19 protein-coding genes are annotated in these 15073 nt (G+C 58.5%); all 19 read right to left on the bottom strand.

Annotated elements, in window-relative coordinates; all coding sequences use genetic code 11:
• Positions 1–5: 5 nt before the first annotated feature.
• Positions 6–230 carry a hypothetical protein gene (locus R3E77_09145; GenBank protein ID MEZ5499577.1) on the bottom strand — a complete coding sequence of 75 codons (225 nt, stop codon included), beginning with the start codon at positions 228–230 and terminating at the stop codon, positions 6–8.
• A gap of 60 nt (positions 231–290) precedes the next feature.
• Entirely contained in the window at positions 291–1133 is an 843-nt protein-coding gene (locus R3E77_09140; protein ID MEZ5499576.1) for an SAM-dependent chlorinase/fluorinase, read from the bottom strand.
• Complete coding sequence (locus tag R3E77_09135; GenBank protein ID MEZ5499575.1) at positions 1130–1603, bottom strand: lipocalin-like domain-containing protein; 474 nt, start codon at positions 1601–1603, stop codon at positions 1130–1132. The genes R3E77_09140 and R3E77_09135 overlap by 4 nt, the downstream gene beginning before the upstream one ends.
• A 6-nt stretch (positions 1604–1609) precedes the next feature.
• Positions 1610–2653: a L,D-transpeptidase family protein gene (locus R3E77_09130; GenBank protein MEZ5499574.1), complete on the bottom strand. Its 1044-nt coding sequence runs from the start codon at positions 2651–2653 to the stop codon at positions 1610–1612.
• Positions 2654–2704: 51 nt separating this feature from the next.
• Positions 2705–3583, bottom strand: coding sequence for an HDOD domain-containing protein (locus R3E77_09125; GenBank protein MEZ5499573.1), 879 nt, complete (start codon positions 3581–3583; stop codon positions 2705–2707).
• The gene (locus R3E77_09120; protein ID MEZ5499572.1) at positions 3576–4400 is read right to left on the bottom strand and encodes an HDOD domain-containing protein; all 825 of its coding nucleotides are present in this window, start codon (positions 4398–4400) and stop codon (positions 3576–3578) included. Before R3E77_09120 ends, R3E77_09125 begins: the two co-directional genes overlap by 8 nt.
• A gap of 111 nt (positions 4401–4511) precedes the next feature.
• A complete protein-coding gene (locus R3E77_09115) occupies positions 4512–4898 on the bottom strand; it encodes a hypothetical protein (GenBank protein ID MEZ5499571.1) in 387 nt (128 codons plus the stop codon).
• Positions 4885–5751, bottom strand: a complete 867-nt coding sequence (gene motD / locus R3E77_09110) for a flagellar motor protein MotD (protein MEZ5499570.1) — start codon at positions 5749–5751, stop codon at positions 4885–4887. Before motD ends, R3E77_09115 begins: the two co-directional genes overlap by 14 nt.
• 10 nt (positions 5752–5761) lie before the next feature.
• On the bottom strand, positions 5762–6502 hold the full coding sequence (locus R3E77_09105; GenBank protein ID MEZ5499569.1) for a flagellar motor protein: 741 nt from the start codon (positions 6500–6502) through the stop codon (positions 5762–5764).
• 30 nt (positions 6503–6532) lie between these two features.
• Positions 6533–7264: an RNA polymerase sigma factor FliA gene (locus R3E77_09100; protein MEZ5499568.1), complete on the bottom strand. Its 732-nt coding sequence runs from the start codon at positions 7262–7264 to the stop codon at positions 6533–6535.
• Positions 7261–8145, bottom strand: coding sequence for a P-loop NTPase (locus tag R3E77_09095; protein MEZ5499567.1), 885 nt, complete (start codon positions 8143–8145; stop codon positions 7261–7263). Before R3E77_09095 ends, R3E77_09100 begins: the two co-directional genes overlap by 4 nt.
• Positions 8132–9202, bottom strand: coding sequence for a hypothetical protein (locus R3E77_09090; protein MEZ5499566.1), 1071 nt, complete (start codon positions 9200–9202; stop codon positions 8132–8134). Before R3E77_09090 ends, R3E77_09095 begins: the two co-directional genes overlap by 14 nt.
• A gap of 41 nt (positions 9203–9243) precedes the next feature.
• Positions 9244–11304 carry a flagellar biosynthesis protein FlhA gene (gene flhA / locus R3E77_09085; GenBank protein ID MEZ5499565.1) on the bottom strand — a complete coding sequence of 687 codons (2061 nt, stop codon included), beginning with the start codon at positions 11302–11304 and terminating at the stop codon, positions 9244–9246.
• On the bottom strand, positions 11301–12464 hold the full coding sequence (gene flhB, locus R3E77_09080; GenBank protein ID MEZ5499564.1) for a flagellar biosynthesis protein FlhB: 1164 nt from the start codon (positions 12462–12464) through the stop codon (positions 11301–11303). The genes flhA and flhB overlap by 4 nt, the downstream gene beginning before the upstream one ends.
• Before the next feature lie 3 nt (positions 12465–12467).
• Positions 12468–13247, bottom strand: coding sequence for a flagellar biosynthetic protein FliR (gene fliR / locus R3E77_09075; GenBank protein ID MEZ5499563.1), 780 nt, complete (start codon positions 13245–13247; stop codon positions 12468–12470).
• A gap of 2 nt (positions 13248–13249) precedes the next feature.
• Positions 13250–13519, bottom strand: a complete 270-nt coding sequence (fliQ, locus tag R3E77_09070; GenBank protein MEZ5499562.1) for a flagellar biosynthesis protein FliQ — start codon at positions 13517–13519, stop codon at positions 13250–13252.
• Positions 13516–14268: a flagellar type III secretion system pore protein FliP gene (gene fliP / locus R3E77_09065; protein ID MEZ5499561.1), complete on the bottom strand. Its 753-nt coding sequence runs from the start codon at positions 14266–14268 to the stop codon at positions 13516–13518. Before fliP ends, fliQ begins: the two co-directional genes overlap by 4 nt.
• On the bottom strand, positions 14265–14693 hold the full coding sequence (gene fliO / locus R3E77_09060; protein ID MEZ5499560.1) for a flagellar biosynthetic protein FliO: 429 nt from the start codon (positions 14691–14693) through the stop codon (positions 14265–14267). The genes fliP and fliO overlap by 4 nt, the downstream gene beginning before the upstream one ends.
• Positions 14694–15062 carry a flagellar motor switch protein FliN gene (fliN, locus tag R3E77_09055; GenBank protein MEZ5499559.1) on the bottom strand — a complete coding sequence of 123 codons (369 nt, stop codon included), beginning with the start codon at positions 15060–15062 and terminating at the stop codon, positions 14694–14696.
• Positions 15063–15073 lie beyond the last annotated feature (11 nt).

Genomic DNA, 15073 nt, shown 5'->3' with positions numbered 1-15073 from the left:
GATCGCTAGACGTCGTCCTCGAACACGTCCTTGAGATCGTTGGCAAGTTTGCGGTCTGCGAGTACGTCTTCGATCCGCGCCCAGGCGGCTCGGGCGCTCGCACGAACCGGCGCATGACGAGCCCGGCGTTCCGGCCGCTCTAGCAAAGCTTCTACCGAGCGACCCTCCTCCGGGCCATCGTTATCGAAATCAGAATCCATGTCGAAACTGTCGGCGTCGCGCTCGGTCATGGTATTTTGTTTTTATATTCAAAGGGTTAAATGGTCTCGCGCGTGGTGCGCGGAAGCGAACTATAGCGGATTTGCCGGGCCAATCAACTCCCCTGCCAATCGCACCGGCGCTGCACGCCCAAGGCCCAGGCGATCGGCTGCGCTCGCTTCTGCGCAGGCCAATTCAAGGCTGCCAAATGAGCTCAACAAGGCAACCATCTCGCCGGGTGCGACGTCGCCGTAGGTGCGGGCAATTCGGAAATCATGCCCGCCGGCCGAGAGCATGGGCGCTCGAAAATGCTCCAGCCATTGACCATCGATATTTGTGATGAGATTGCCAAACTTGTCGACACTCACGACCACGCCAGTCACCGCCCCGTCATGCAGCTCCGGCTCATCGAACAGCGCCGGAACATATTTCGAGCTTCGCTCACCGAGATCGTGCGGATCAGCCCTGCCCGCAGCGAGTTCGGCTGCAACAGGTGCGAACACGTCCCTGCCGTGAAACGTTGCGCTCGATTGGCCGAACGCAAACTGGCGCAAACGTTGCGAGCGCAGGTGATATATCTGTGCACCGCGATTTTGTTCAATGACGGGCGCGAGCAGACCGTTGTCGGGCGCTAGGAAAACCTGTTCACCGCTTTGGACCAGGACGATGCCGCGATCCGTGCCAACCCCGGGATCGACTACGCATACATGCACCGTTCCGGCCGGGAAGTAACGCGCGGACCGGCTGATCCAGAAGCCCGCTTCGTACGGCCAATGCGCAAAGATATCGTGCGTGATATCGACGATTTTTGCGGCAGGCATACGCAGCAGGATCGCGCCATGCATGACGCCGACATATGGCCCGGCGGAACCGAAATCTGTCGTCAACGTAATGATCCCGGCAGGCTGCCAGGAGTGCTTCGGCCCCTGAGTCATTGGGTTCGCTCCGGTTTCTGCTCTACGCCAGTCGATTTGGATCGCACCCAGAGGATTTCATGCTTGCGCGATCGCCCGCCGATTTCCTCCAGTGCCGTTAGGCGCATGCGATCACCGTCGAATTGGGGTTGACGCACCTGTCTGCTGCCTATCAAAACAGGATTCAACGACTGCCGGATCGAATGTACGATAGTACTGCCTTCAAGCCACCATCTGCCGCTGTAGCACATGCACTCATCGAGTGCCGGCAGCTTGCTCTCGGCGGTGGCGCGGCGCGCACTTCCGTGCGACCAGGCGCTGCGAGAGCGCGAATTTATCTGCGCCGACATCCAGCCATCGGCACTGTAGAGCAGGAGTCCGAGCGGCTCGTCACCAAATGGGCGGGTGGTCGGTGCTTCCTCTGCTGTGAGGATTTGCCAATCCTCCAGCAGCCAGGCGCCTATGATCCGTGCCGCGAAATCCGGGCCCATCGTCGTTCAGCGTGCGATGTCCGCGTCGACGGTTGCATGGTTGTCCTGTGCGGGCGGGTCGCTCAGGTCTGCCTCGATCCCGACCACTACAGGTATGCCTTCGGCCTTGCGCAATGCATCGAGCGCCAGATCCCAGTGAATTGCCGTGACCGAGTCGCCGAGAATCTCCGTGAGACGCTCCGAGAACTGATCGACATCTGGCTCGAAACTCTGGCCCATTGCATCAACAGGCGGATGCACTTCGAGCCACAGTTCGCCGTCGACGAATGCGATCTTGACCGGTTCGTTGATGAGGGTCACAGGTGTACCGACGCGGATCATGCCGAACAACCGCTCTATGTCCTCCGGGTACATGCGAATGCACCCGTGTGTGACCGCCATTCCAACCGCCGCCGGATTGTTGGTGCCGTGTATCAGGTAGCTGCCCGAGGCGATTCCCAATCTTAGCGAGTACGCGCCCAACGGATTGTCAGGCCCAGGCTTCACAACCTTGGGTAGCGGGTCGCCACGCTCGGCGTGTTCCTTGCGGACCGACTCCGGCGGGTACCAATTTGGATTGCGTTGCTTGCCAACCACCCGGGTCGTCCCGATGGGTGTCTGCCAATCCATCTTGCCGATACTGACCGGAAAGGTATGCACAACCGGCGCCTCGCCACGTTTGACAGGCGGAAAATAATATAGTCGATGTTCCGGCAGATTTACGACAATGCCCGTACGCGGACCTGCCGGCAGCAGCCGTTTTCCAGGAATAAGTATGCGTGTACCGTCGCCGGGAAGCCACGGGTCGACACCCGGATTGACACGCATCAGCTCCTCGTAGCCGAGCGAGTAGGATCGTGCCAGGTCTATGAGAGTGTCTTCGTACTGCGTCGAAGTTTCGGTGACTTCACCAAAAATGTTCGCGCCGTCCTCGCGCAACGGGTAGACAGTCGCCCACGATACATTGCAACAGACAAGTGCGCCCCAGGCCAGCCAAGTCCCCAACGTGGTTGCATGTTGGTTGGCACTGCAAAACGCACGTCCGACGTTGCGATTGAGATATTTTTTCACCAGGCGCGATCGTAACACGAGGCACGCCTGGCATGCAGTATCAAGACGCTGTCAGCCGCTGAGGGCGCTCTTGATGGCCGCTATTTCATCTGCTGATTCCGCGATTATCTTGTTGATGGCGCCTTCGTCCAGACCCATTCTGGTTGCCGCGTACACGCCGCGCAGCAGATCCGGTATCTGTTCCACATGGCGATAGTGATCGGCGATGATGCCGGCGACAGTGAGAACGTCCGTCAGATCAGTCTCGCCTTCATGCCCCCGCTCGAGATCTTCGTGCTCATAGACTGCAGTGACGATCTCCTCGGCCATGCCCCATGTCTCGAGCAATCCCTTCGCCACGTTCGCATGCCACTGCGCGACGATGGTGTTATACGCCTCCTTGTCGCTGAAAAGCTCCGGATATTTCTGGGCGCGAGTCAGCAGGTACAGCTTGCCGACACTGTGCAGCAGTCCCGCGAGCATTGCCGTATCGCTGTTTACGCGCGTGAAGTTTCGCGCGATCACAAAACTCAGTGCGGCGACCTGGGCGCTTCGTTTCCAGTGATCCTGCAGGTCTGCTTGTATATGCTGATATTCCTTTGCCTTGCGCACCTGTGCCATGGCGAAGGCAATGGCTGCACTTCTGACCATGTTGAAGCCAATTCGCGCGATGGCGGCACGAACCTCGGTCACGGCGCGAGAACCGCGTCCGATCGCGGCCGAATTGGCCATCTGCAGGATGCGCGCGGCCAGATTGGGTTCCGATCCGACGACGCGGACAACCTTCGCCAGTTCAATCGACTCGTCGGACAGTACCTGCCGAACCCGGATCGCTACATCGGGAAAGCTGGGCAGCTCGACGTTCTTGCTGGACAGCTCACCCGCCAATGCCTGGACGAAATCGAAAGCTGCCGTTCGCCCCGTACCGCTGCTCCTTGCCGCTTCAGCCACTGAGTGCCTCCCTAAGTGTCTGCACTTCTTCGGTGGATTCGGCAAGCAGGCATTGCATGTCCTCCGCCTTGAGCTGCAATTTCGCACCGACACGAGATCGACCGATGTGTTGGGCGGCCGACTCGGCGTCCGGGTGAAATCTTGCGCAAACGGTGGCTACGGACAGGATATCTGTCAGGGTTACAGGACCGCGCGGATCACGATCTAGATCCTCATAGTCATGGACGGCCGCTACAACATCGTCCGCGATGTCCCAGTTCTCCAATACGGCCTTTGCGACATTCGCGTGCCAGTCCGCCACTATCGTCTGGTATGCGTCGTTGTCTTCTATAAGGCCAGGAAACTCATTGGCGCGGGAGAGAATGTACAATTTTCCGACTGAATGCAGCATTCCGCTCAGCAGGGCTGTATCGCAATTGATCGCGCTGTAGCGTTTACTGATGACATACGCGAGGGCCGCAACCTGCACACTGCGCTGCCAAAGTGAATGAAGAGGCTTCTGCAAATGTGCCATACCTTTCGCGCGGCGTAGCTGTTCTACGGCAAAGGCCATGGTGGCACTTCGCAGCATGTCGAAGCCGAGTCGCATCACGGCCGTCCGGAGTTCGACGATTTTCCTGCCGTTGGGATTGAATGCGACAGAGTTCGATATCTGCAATACCCGTGCCGTCAGAACCGGTTCCGACCCAATTACACGGACTACTTTGTCGGTGGGGACATTGGCGTCACGAAGAATACGCTGGATACGCGATGTAACCTCGGGGAAGCTTGGAATTTCAACCTTGCCTTTCGAGAGTTCGAACGCGAGAGCCTTCACGAAAGCAAACGCTGGCGATTTGGCTCCCGACGCCGGAGCGGCATGTGAAGCTGAAACAGACACGGTCACTTCCTCGACAAGATGCGAATATTGATCAAATGCGTATCGGCGCTAGCGATCAGTTCTTGAGCAATTGGTCGTGTGCTGGGTGACTTCGTGGCCAACCCGCCCCGGCCGGCCGTGCAATTTGATGACCAGTTCCGCTTCCGATTCCGGGAATTGCAGTGATTTGACAATATCCGTCGTCGAGTGCCCTTCCTTGGCGAGGCGGATCGCTGTATTGCACGCCGCTTGCAATGTTGCTGGCGCGGACCAGCCGATTTGTTCGACGCGAGTGCTCAGGTGTTCCGACCAGAACGTAAACCGTCGCTCGAGTTCGGAGCGGTGCCGCGCAGATGCGCGCGTCAATAACCACAACGCGGCTACGATCGCGAACTGGCCGATCCCGATCCCTGCGTATGCCAGGTAGGTTGGTATGTATAGATCACTGCTTAACATCGTCTTTTTCCTTTTCTGACGCTTCGGTGCTTGTGGATGATCCGCCGAGTATTACCACCACGACTCTGCGGTTACTGTTTCGGCCCTCGGCTGTATCGTTGTTGGCGATTGGGCGATTCTCCCCATAGCCGATGACCGCCAGACGCGATGGCGCAACGCCGACGGCCTCGAGCAGTGCCACGACACTGCCCGCGCGTGCCGCAGATAATTCCCAATTGGACGGAAACGCGGCCGTCCTGATCGGTACATTGTCGGTGTGCCCTTCGACACGAACCGGATTATTGAAATCCTTGATCGCCGTGGCGACCTTTTCGATTGCGGGCCGTGCGGCGGGCGCGATCTGCGCATTGCCGCTTGCAAAAAGCAGGTCGGTCTTGATCTCCACCTCGACCCACAGTGGTTTCCTGCGAACCGTGACGAGGTTGTCCGCCTCGAGACCTGACAATGCAGACGTAAGGTTGTCTGCAATCTTGTCGAGGGTTTTGGTCGCGGCACGATTTTCGGAATTGGCATTTCCTGCGGCCCTCGTTTCATTATCACTTGGAGTGACTGGCAGGGCCTGCATCAAATCGCGCGGTTGCCCGGCCTGCATCTGTTCCTGCACGATTGAAATATTGATATCTGCCCCCGACCCTACCTTCTTCTGTCCCGCCTGCACGGGTTCAAGGGTTCTCGGTGTGCCGCGAAACGCGGCGACCAGGGAATCGGACAAGACCCGGTATTTACCTTCGTTAACCGAAGAAATCGCGTACATCACGACAAAAAATGCAAGGAGCAAGGTGATCAGATCGCCATAGGGAATCGCCCAGGCTTCGTGGTTCGTGTGCTCCTCGTGGCGATGTCTGCGACCCATATGAATTTCCTCAGCCTACGTAGCCGTGCAATTTGGCTTCGATTGCACGTGGATTTTCACCCTGAGCAATGGAGATCATTCCTTCAATGATCATTTCGCGGACCTGCGCGTGCTCCTGGACGATGCCCTTCAACTTCGCTGCAGCGGGAAGAAAAAACAGATTAGCAAGGCCGATTCCGTAGACTGTGGCTGTGAATGCGGCGGCAATGCCTGCGCCCAATTTGCTCGGATCGGCCAGGTTCTGCATGACGGCCATCAATCCGAGGACGGCACCGATGATCCCGAGTGTTGGCGCATAAATTCCCATGCCTTCGAAGACCTTGGCGGCGCGAATATCGCGCAGCTCCCGCGTGGTCAATTCAACGTCCATCACCGAGCGAATGACTTCCGGTTCATTGCCGTCGACGACAAGTTGCAGACCTTTCGTGACGAAGTCGTCCGATTCGCTCGTAATCATGGGTTCAAGGCCCAGGAGGCCCTGTTTTCGCGCTGTGTTCGACCAATCGACAATTCGCGCAATCATTGCTTTGGCATCCAGTGCCGGCGGTCTCACGATCCATGAGAGCATCGACATCGCTCGCTTGAAAACGATGAGCGGGGTTTGCACGAAAATCGCAGCCAATGTACCGACGACAACGATCATGAAGGCGGCGCTTGACAGCAGAGCCATCACGCCGGCGCCTTTGAGGATCGCTCCTACCACGACCGCAACAAGTGCGAGCGCGAAGCCGATTATGGTCAGTATGTCCATCCGCCTTCATCGGGACCGTTTCGGTCGCAATCAGATCGCCCTTTCGCCGTCGCCGGCTTCCCAATCGAGGAGGCGCCCGCGGAGCCGCGCGATAGCCTGTCCGTGAATCTGGCAAACCCGCGACTCCGTGACGTTCAATACCCTGCCAATCTCCTTCAGGTTCAGCTCGCGCTCGTAATAGAGCGACATGACCATTCGCTCTCTCTCGGGTAGTGAGTCGATTTCCCGCGCTAACGCCTTGCGGAACTGGTCGGATGCCGTGTCCCGAAACGGGTCGCTTTGCTCATCGTCGACGCCTGACGCAGCTATTGAGTCAAGGCTTGCGAGCTGACATCCGACGGTGTCCTGACTGATCTGGTGGTAGTCCTGGAGACTGATGCCCATTTCCTCGGCGATCTCGGCGTCGCGTGCCTCTCGGCCGGTTCGTCCTTCAATGCTGGCTATGGCGGCGGAGACTGCTCGGCTCTTTCGATGCACCGAGCGTGGAGCCCAGTCGAGCTTGCGTAGCGCATCGATCATGGCGCCACGAATGCGAATTCCCGCGTAGGTAGAGAAACTCGCACCCCTGCCGGCCGCAAAGTTGCCAGCGGCTTCCAGCAGCCCGAGCATTCCCGCTTGGATCAAATCGTTTACGTCAACCGACGCGGGCAAACGGCCGGCAAGATGATATGCAATCCGTTTGACCAGCTCGGCATGCTCGAGAATGAGTCGCTCTGCATCCCGCTCTGTTCCCTGTGCCTGGTATGCTTCGACGGCGTTCATCCGACGAGCTCCAGCCGAGCGGTTGGGCGCGCTATCAATCGCTCTGCAAAGAACTCAATCGTTCCGCGGGTTTCGGCCGGCGGACTCCAGGCACTCGCGAGTTTTGCAAGATATTTGAGCGCACGAGCGGAAGGCGACCCGGGATGTGCAATGACGACCGGCTGCTGGTTGCGGATTGCACGGCGCATATAGGGATCGTCGGGTATTTCGCAGGTATAGCGGAGCGAGACATCCAGGAAGCGATCAGTGACGCGTTTCAACATGGCGAAGACGCGACCGCCCTCTCCATCGCCTCTGGCCATGTTCGCAATTATGTGAAATCGACGCACACCGTGGTTGCGCCTCATCACTTTTATATAAGCGTATGCGTCGGCAAGCGATGCCGGCTCATCGCAGATCACCACGAGAATTTCCTGAGCTGCGTGGGACAACCGGGTTACCGCGGGCGACAGTCCGGCCGCAGTGTCGATCACAACGGTGTCCGGTACGGATTTGAGCGATGAGAAAGCCCGCACCAGCCCCAGAATCTCGCTCTCGCCGAGTGTTGCAAGCCGACTGATGCCCGATGCGCCGGCCAGTACTGAAAAACCAAAGTTGCAAACGCTAATGGCCTCGTCAAGGCTGCGGGCTCCGTCCAATACGTCGCGCAACGTGTATTTCGGGGTGAGTCCGAGCAGCAGATCGGCGTTGGCGAGGGCGAAGTCACCATCGATCAGGAGGACGCGTCTGTGGGATCCTGCCAATGCGGCACTTAGATTGACAGCGATTGCACTTTTTCCAATGCCGCCTTTGCCACCGGCTATGGCAATGGTAGTTGGACAGTGGGCGTTTGATCGACCCATGTGCTGCACCTGCTCCAATATTCCGTTACCCGAAGCCATGGGTTACTCCTTTATAAGCGGGCGAATTGCGCTCGCTGTTTCTGGTTTTGAACTTCTCGTGTACTGCGAGAGCGCGCGCGAGCAGGTCACCGCTCGTAGCGACATGCAGATCCCTGACGACATCCGGTCCGTCGGACAGAAATGCCATCGGTACTTTCCGAGCCACGAGTGCGGCGATCACCTGACCGAGGGACGCCGCGCGGTCGACATTGGTGATGGCAACGCCTGCAAGCGTATGGGCGCAGTAGGCATCGATCGTTGCCGCCATAGCGCGCGCCTCGATGTGCGCTTGCAATGCCAGGATGCGGGCAACCCGAGCATGGCCCTGCGCCTGCTGGACCAGGTAATGGTCGCAGTCGTCGATCATCACCCGTTGGCGTCCATTTGCGCGCTCGAGAATCGGCCGCAGGTCGTCGACCCCGGCAATCTCGGCGTATTCGGCACCGAGAAGTGCGGCAAGGCGCTGAGGCGAGTAGTCGCTTGCTACCCTCTTGCTGGCATCTGCAACGATCAATAATGACGGGCCACCATGCTCGCTTACATGTCCGATTGCGAGCTTGGTCAAGAGCGAACTCTTCCCGGACCCGGCCGGCCCTACGAATGCCACCGCTCTTTGTGCCAGTGGCCCAAGATCGCACTCGCGCAGCTGTGCCAGCAAACTGGCGTGGGCGTTGCACAACGCGCTATCGAGCGATTGGGTTGCCGGGCCCTCATCGGCAATATGCTGCGCAAGTCCTTCGTCCAGTCCCAACGCACACAGGTCCATGCGCACAGCAGCGCGAACGGGCTCGCGCCGCGTGTAGTCGTTCCACGCGAGAGTTGCGAGCTCCACCTCCAACAGCCGGCGCAGCTCGCGAAGTTCCGTGCCTATGGGTTCGGCAGCGGCGGATGTCTGAGGATGCAGTATCGGCGGGCTGCTTGGGGTCGACCGGACGACATCAACCTCGCTCGCATCGCGCGCTGCCATGACTACAACCCCATCCGCCGAGGACTGGGTCGATACGATGATCGCGTCCGGGCCTAGCGCCTCGCGAATTTCGCGAATTGCCTCTCTCATGTCTTGCGCTTCAAATCTCTTTAGTCGCATACCTGTCTCTTCTATTTCGCACCAATCGTTGCCACCAGGCGCAGGCGGCGGCTGTCGGGTATTTCCTGCCAGGAAAGCACGTGCAAGCCCGGCGCAACTGCGCGCGCAAATTTGGCTACTGTCACCCTGATGGCCGGTGCGACCACCAGTACTGCGGGCTCGCCCTGCACGTCGCGTTGTTGAACCGCTTGCTGCAGTCGCTGTTGCAGCTTTTCGGCAATACCGGGTTCCAGCGCCGCGGTATTGGTACCTCCAAGGAGCTGCTCCAATTGTCCGTCCAGGGTCATGGCTGGCATTTCGTCGCGCAAACCGACGATATCCTGGACGATCTGACGTCCCAGGCCGACTCGCACATGCGTCGTGATTACGGACGGGTCCTGGTTGCGCGTCGCGTGCTCAGCGATCGCCTCGACGATGCTGCGCGTATTTCGAATGGAAACTCCTTCGCTCAAGAGATTCTGGAAAACACGCACAATACCGCTCATCGGCATCAATTTCGGAGTCAAGTCCTCAACCAGTTTCGGACTGCTCCGCGCAAGCTTTTCCAGGAGCTTCTGTACTTCTTCGTGTCCGAGAAGATCAGCGGCATTCTGTTGTATCAGATGGCTGAGATGTGTTGCGACCACAGTAGCCGGATCGACTACCGTATATCCGGAAGTCTGCGCGTGTTCGCGCGCCGAGCGCTCGATCCAGGTGGCTTCCATCCCGAATGCAGGATCTCGTGTGTCGATTCCACTGACACGTGCGAAAACCTTGCCGGGATTGATAGCGAGATCCTTCTCCGGATAAACGCTGCCTTCGCCAACCGGAACGCCCGAAACACTGACTCGATACCCGTTTGGTGGCAGATCGAGGTTGTCACGGACGTGGATGGTAGGGATCAGAAAGCCGAACTCTTCTGAAAGCTTGCGGCGGACACCCCGGACTCGTGCGAGCAAGTCGCCCCCGTGAGACTTTTCAACCAGGCTTACCAATCGGTAGCCAACCTCCAGGCTCAACCTGTCCACGGGCTTTACGTCATCCCAACCCAACTCTGCGGGCTCGGCAGCTGCTACCGGAGCCGGCGTGACCGGAGTCTGTCTTGCGCGGTCGCGTGCGACCTTGATCCACCAGGCCAGGCTGCCGCAGACGGCGGCGATCAGCAGGAATGCGAAATGTGGCATGCCTGGTATCAAGCCAAGGACGACGAGAAGAATCGTCGCGATCGTCAGCGTCCGCGGATCGCCAAGTAGCTGCTTCGCGAACTCCCGCCCCATGTCCTGCTCTTTGGACATGCGAGTGACGATGATTGCCACTGCCGTTGACAACAACAGCGCCGGGATCTGCGCGACCAGGCCGTCGCCGATCGTCAACAGTACGTATGATCGTGCGGCGTCCGCGAACGGGAGATCGTGCATGAGTGTGCCGATGGCGAGCCCACCAACCATATTGATGATTACGATGAGAATTCCTGCCGTCGCGTCTCCTCGCACGAACTTGCTGGCGCCATCCATGGCGCCGTAGAAGTCCGCTTCCGCACGAATTTCGCTTCGTCTGGTCCTCGCTTCATCCTGATTGATCAGTCCAGCATTCAAATCGGCATCGATGGCCATTTGTTTGCCCGGCATTGCATCGAGGGTGAACCTGGCGCTGACTTCGGAAATTCGTCCGGCGCCTTTTGTGACGACAACGAAGTTGATGATGGTAAGGATCGCGAAAACAACGATTCCCACCGCGAAATTACCGCCGATGACGAACTCGCCGAACGACTCGATGACTCTTCCGGCCGCGGAGCTGCCGGCATGCCCGTTGAGCAGTACAACCCGGGTCGACGCAACGTTCAGACCAAGACGCAGGATGGTAGCGAGCAGCAGCAACGTCGGGAACACGCCGAAGTCGAGCGGCCGTGCAACATGAAAGACAGCGAGAACAATAAGGAGAGAAAGAGCAATGTTGAATGTGAAAAGGATATCAAGAGCGATCGGCGGCAGTGGCAGTACAACCATGGCGAGCAAAAGCAACACACCAACCGGCAACGCGATGGCTCGCGTCAGCTGCAGATTGCCGCTCGCGGTTGCGGAACCAGCCGTCATTGCGGCGTGACCTGCGTGCCAAGTGCGCGAGCCAGATCAGCAGGCAAATCGTTCGGCTTTGGCAGGGTTTGTCTCGTACCGACGCGACGCAAGTCATTCAACTGACTGACATAGACGAGAATCTGCGCAACTGCCAGGTAAAGTGCCGCGGGAATCTCCTGACCAATCTCTACCAGGCGATAAATACTGCGCGTCAGCAGTGGTGCCTCAATGACCGGTACCTCGTGTTGGGAGGCGATCTCTCGGATTCGCAGCGCGACCAGATCTGTACCTTTGGCGACAACTCGTGGGGCCCGCATACGCTGCGCGTCGTACCGGAGGGCCACGGCGAAGTGGGTCGGGTTTGTGACGATGACGTCCGCCTCCGGGACCGCTGCCATCATGCGTTTGCGTGCGAGCATCTGCTGCATCATTCGAATTCGACCCCGCACCTCCGGCGATCCTTCGCTGTCGCGCATTTCCCGGCGTACCTCATCCTTGGTCATCTTCAAGTCCTGGCGATGCTTCCAAAATTGATATGGCGCATCGACGAGTGCAATGATCACGATTGCGCCGACAAGCGCAAAAAGCGTGTTACCGACGATATGGCCCGCCACATCTGAAGCCGCACCGATCTCACGATTTCCAAGGGACATCAGCTCCCCGCGAGCGCCGAAAATGGCGATGGCTGCAAAGGAGCCCACCAGAAGGAACTTGAGGATGGACTTGAACAGTTCGACCAGGCCGCGCACCGAGAACATTCGGGTGAGACCTGCTAGTGGTGAAAGACGCGAAAACTTTGGCAATAGCGCCTTGGCGCTGAAATTCCACCCGCCAAGCAACCAAGGTGCGACAAGTGCCGCAAGGAATACTGCAGTCAATACCGGTGCAAGAGCTATCGCAACCTGAAGGAGCGACCGGGAGGTGTGAGTTACGAGCTCGTTCTGGCTCGACAACCCATGCAATTGCCCTGCGAGGCCAATACAGGCCTTCAAAAGGTCGGCGAGCGCCACACGGAGCGATTCAACCGTTGCAACCAATGATATCGTCGCGGCCAATAGCACGGCGGCTGCCGACAGTTCGCCTGATCTGGCAACCTGTCCTTCGCGACGTGCCTCGTCAGAGCGTTTTTGTGTTGGTTGCTCTGTGCGGTCCTGCTGGCTGGCTTGCTCGTCTGCCATGGCCTAGCTCACGCCCGAGATGATCTGAAGGGCGATTTGCACCAGTTCGGCAAATTGGCGAACGAATACCTGCTGAACGCCGGGTAGCGTCCACAACAATAGGAGCAAGCCGAACAGCAGTGCGGCCGGAAACCCTACAGCGAACAGGTTCAGCGCCGGCGCTGCGCGACTGATAACTCCGAAAGAAATGTTTACGACCAGCAGGGCGGTCACCGCAGGAAGAGCAACCGCCGCCGCCGATTCGAACAACAGGCCGCCGAGGGTTGCATAGTTCCAGGCACCATCGGCAATCGAGCCCTCGGCGCCGATCGGTCGGACAACAAAGCTTTGCGAGAACAGCTGCACGATGGCGAGATGGCCATCCAACGCAAGGAATGTGAGTGTGGCGATCAAAAGGTACAGTTGCCCAATGGCTGGCGTGCTGGCACCTCTTAGCGGGTCCACATTGAATGCAAAAGAAAGACCCATGCTGTTCGCGATGACCTGCCCGCCAAGGCTCAACGCGTCGAAAGCCAGTTGCAGGCACAGACCGAGAACCAGGCCAATCACCAACTGCTGGAGTGCCACCACCGTACCGGTAGCCGACAGCAGAGACAGTTCCGCTGGTATCGAAACGCTGGGTGCCACGAGGAATGCGCAAATCGCCGCGAGTACGAGCCGGTATCGCCGGGGCACTGCCGCGGTGGCGAAGCCGGGTGCGACCATCAGGCATGCACCAATTCGCAGGAAAGGCCACATGTATGCGCCTACCAGTGCTTCGAGTTGCAGTGTCGATACATTCACTGTCAGCGCACCAGGGTCGGAATGCTGTTGAACAGGTTGGCGGTATAGTTGATCAGCAGCTTCAGCATCCAGGGCCCCGCGAGGACCAGGGCGGCAGCCATGCCAATCAACTTCGGGATGAAAGAAAGTGTCATCTCATTGATCTGCGTGGCGGCCTGGAATATGCCGATCACAAGACCAATGACCAGCGCGCAGGCAAGCAGTGGCGTCGCCAGCCACAACATGACCAGGAGACTGTTCCGGCCGATTTCGAGGACGATTTCCGGGGTCATCGGGTAAAGCTCGCCGCGAGGCTGCCCATGACGAGGACCCACCCATCGACCAGGACGAACAACATCAGCTTGAACGGCAGGGATATGAGCATGGGCGAAAGCATCATCATGCCCATCGACATCAAAACGCTTGCGACAACGAGATCGATGATTACAAAAGGGATGAAGATCAGGAATCCGATCAAGAACGCCGTCTTGAGTTCGCTGGTCAAGAAGGCGGCCATCAGTATCGAATTCGGAATGTTATCCGGGCTCTCGAAACCTTCGTATCCCGCGATGCGCGCGAAAACGGCAATATCATTCTCGCGAGTCTGGGACAGCATGAATTTCCGCAGCGGAGCCTGGGCGCGCTCAAGTGCAACCGGCATTTCGATTTCGCCGGCCATGTAGGGTTGCAGAGCGACTTCCCTGATGTTTGTTCCGACGGGTGCCATTACGAAAACGGTCAGAAACAACGCCAGACCCACGAGGACCTGGTTGGGTGGGGTCTGTCCAGCGCCCAATGCCTGACGCAGTATTCCCAGGACGATCACGATTCGAGTAAAAGCGGTCATGCTCAACACGATGGCTGGCAACAGCGTTATCGCTGTCATCAGTGCGAGGATCTGCATGCTGAGCGACCAGGTTTGGGAACCGTCGACCCCATTTTGAACGGTCAGCGCAGCAAGCCCAGGACTCGCGCTGGCGACCATTGGGGCTGCGGCGCACAAGAGCATTGGCAGCATCATGCGCAGCGCACGTTGCGTCATTGTCTGAACCTTTGCGCAAGGAGTTCCGAAAATCCGGTCTTGTCACCGCCGAGCACGGATTCCGCTCCGGAAACGTCGCCGAGTGCGGTAATGCCGGATGGCGTAACGCCGACCAACAGGTAGCGCTCGCCGGCGCGAACTACGGCCAGGCGTTCCTTGTGACCCAGGGAGCACGTCGTCACAACTCGAAGGTATTGCGAATGGTTTGTGCGACCCCAGCCACGGCGCTTCAGCAAGGCCGCTATTCCCAGAATCACTGCAACCACGAAGATCAAGGCCAGAGTGCTTCGCCACAGGCCAGGCACGGCCGGCGTCGGCAAAGTCGCCGCTGGTTCAGACGCTACAGCACGGACCGAATAGATGGCGCCAACTGCAAGAATCGAGCGCAGCGCCTGGAGCAGGGAATTTCGCGATACGGCCATCATTCAGCTCAATTTCCGGATGCGCTCAGTGGGACTTACGATATCCGTCAGTCGTATCGCAAACTTCTCGTCCAGTAGAACAACTTCGCCGTGCGCCACGAGGACGCCGTTCACGCGAACGTCGAGTGGTTCACCGGCTGCGCGCTCGAGTTCAACGACGCTTCCCTGGTTCAATTGCAGCAGATTCCTGATTGGCATTCGCGTATTGCCTATTTCGAGCGAAAGAGTTACAGGAACGTCGAGGACCATTTCCAACGTTGGCTTTTCCGCCTCGCTTTGCGCAACGGCGATTTCAGCGTCAGTCTCCTGCTCGACCGGCGGTTCACCGGTGGCTTCCGAGGCCTGCGCGTTGTCTTGTTCAGGACTGCTCATGCCCTATTCCT

This window comes from Steroidobacteraceae bacterium, from assembly GCA_041395505.1.
Classification (GTDB): Bacteria; Pseudomonadota; Gammaproteobacteria; order Steroidobacterales; family Steroidobacteraceae; genus JAWLAG01.
This window is presented reverse-complemented; position numbering and strand designations above follow the sequence as displayed.

Excerpts from the sequence above, each read along its gene's own strand:
- motD (MEZ5499570.1), bottom strand. The coding sequence starts at position 5,751 with ATGGGTCGCAGACATCGCCACGAGGAGCACACGAACCACGAAGCCTGG.
- R3E77_09135 (MEZ5499575.1), bottom strand. The coding sequence starts at position 1,603 with ATGGGCCCGGATTTCGCGGCACGGATCATAGGCGCCTGGCTGCTGGAG.
- flhA (MEZ5499565.1), bottom strand. The coding sequence starts at position 11,304 with ATGACGGCTGGTTCCGCAACCGCGAGCGGCAATCTGCAGCTGACGCGA.
- R3E77_09090 (MEZ5499566.1), bottom strand. The coding sequence starts at position 9,202 with ATGAGAGAGGCAATTCGCGAAATTCGCGAGGCGCTAGGCCCGGACGCG.
- fliP (MEZ5499561.1), bottom strand. The coding sequence starts at position 14,268 with ATGACGCAACGTGCGCTGCGCATGATGCTGCCAATGCTCTTGTGCGCC.
- R3E77_09140 (MEZ5499576.1), bottom strand. The coding sequence starts at position 1,133 with ATGACTCAGGGGCCGAAGCACTCCTGGCAGCCTGCCGGGATCATTACG.
- fliQ (MEZ5499562.1), bottom strand. The coding sequence starts at position 13,519 with ATGACCCCGGAAATCGTCCTCGAAATCGGCCGGAACAGTCTCCTGGTC.
- R3E77_09145 (MEZ5499577.1), bottom strand. The coding sequence starts at position 230 with ATGACCGAGCGCGACGCCGACAGTTTCGACATGGATTCTGATTTCGAT.
- flhB (MEZ5499564.1), bottom strand. The coding sequence starts at position 12,464 with ATGGCAGACGAGCAAGCCAGCCAGCAGGACCGCACAGAGCAACCAACA.
- R3E77_09115 (MEZ5499571.1), bottom strand. The coding sequence starts at position 4,898 with ATGTTAAGCAGTGATCTATACATACCAACCTACCTGGCATACGCAGGG.
- R3E77_09095 (MEZ5499567.1), bottom strand. The coding sequence starts at position 8,145 with ATGGCTTCGGGTAACGGAATATTGGAGCAGGTGCAGCACATGGGTCGA.
- R3E77_09100 (MEZ5499568.1), bottom strand. The coding sequence starts at position 7,264 with ATGAACGCCGTCGAAGCATACCAGGCACAGGGAACAGAGCGGGATGCA.
- R3E77_09105 (MEZ5499569.1), bottom strand. The coding sequence starts at position 6,502 with ATGGACATACTGACCATAATCGGCTTCGCGCTCGCACTTGTTGCGGTC.
- fliN (MEZ5499559.1), bottom strand. The coding sequence starts at position 15,062 with ATGAGCAGTCCTGAACAAGACAACGCGCAGGCCTCGGAAGCCACCGGT.
- fliO (MEZ5499560.1), bottom strand. The coding sequence starts at position 14,693 with ATGATGGCCGTATCGCGAAATTCCCTGCTCCAGGCGCTGCGCTCGATT.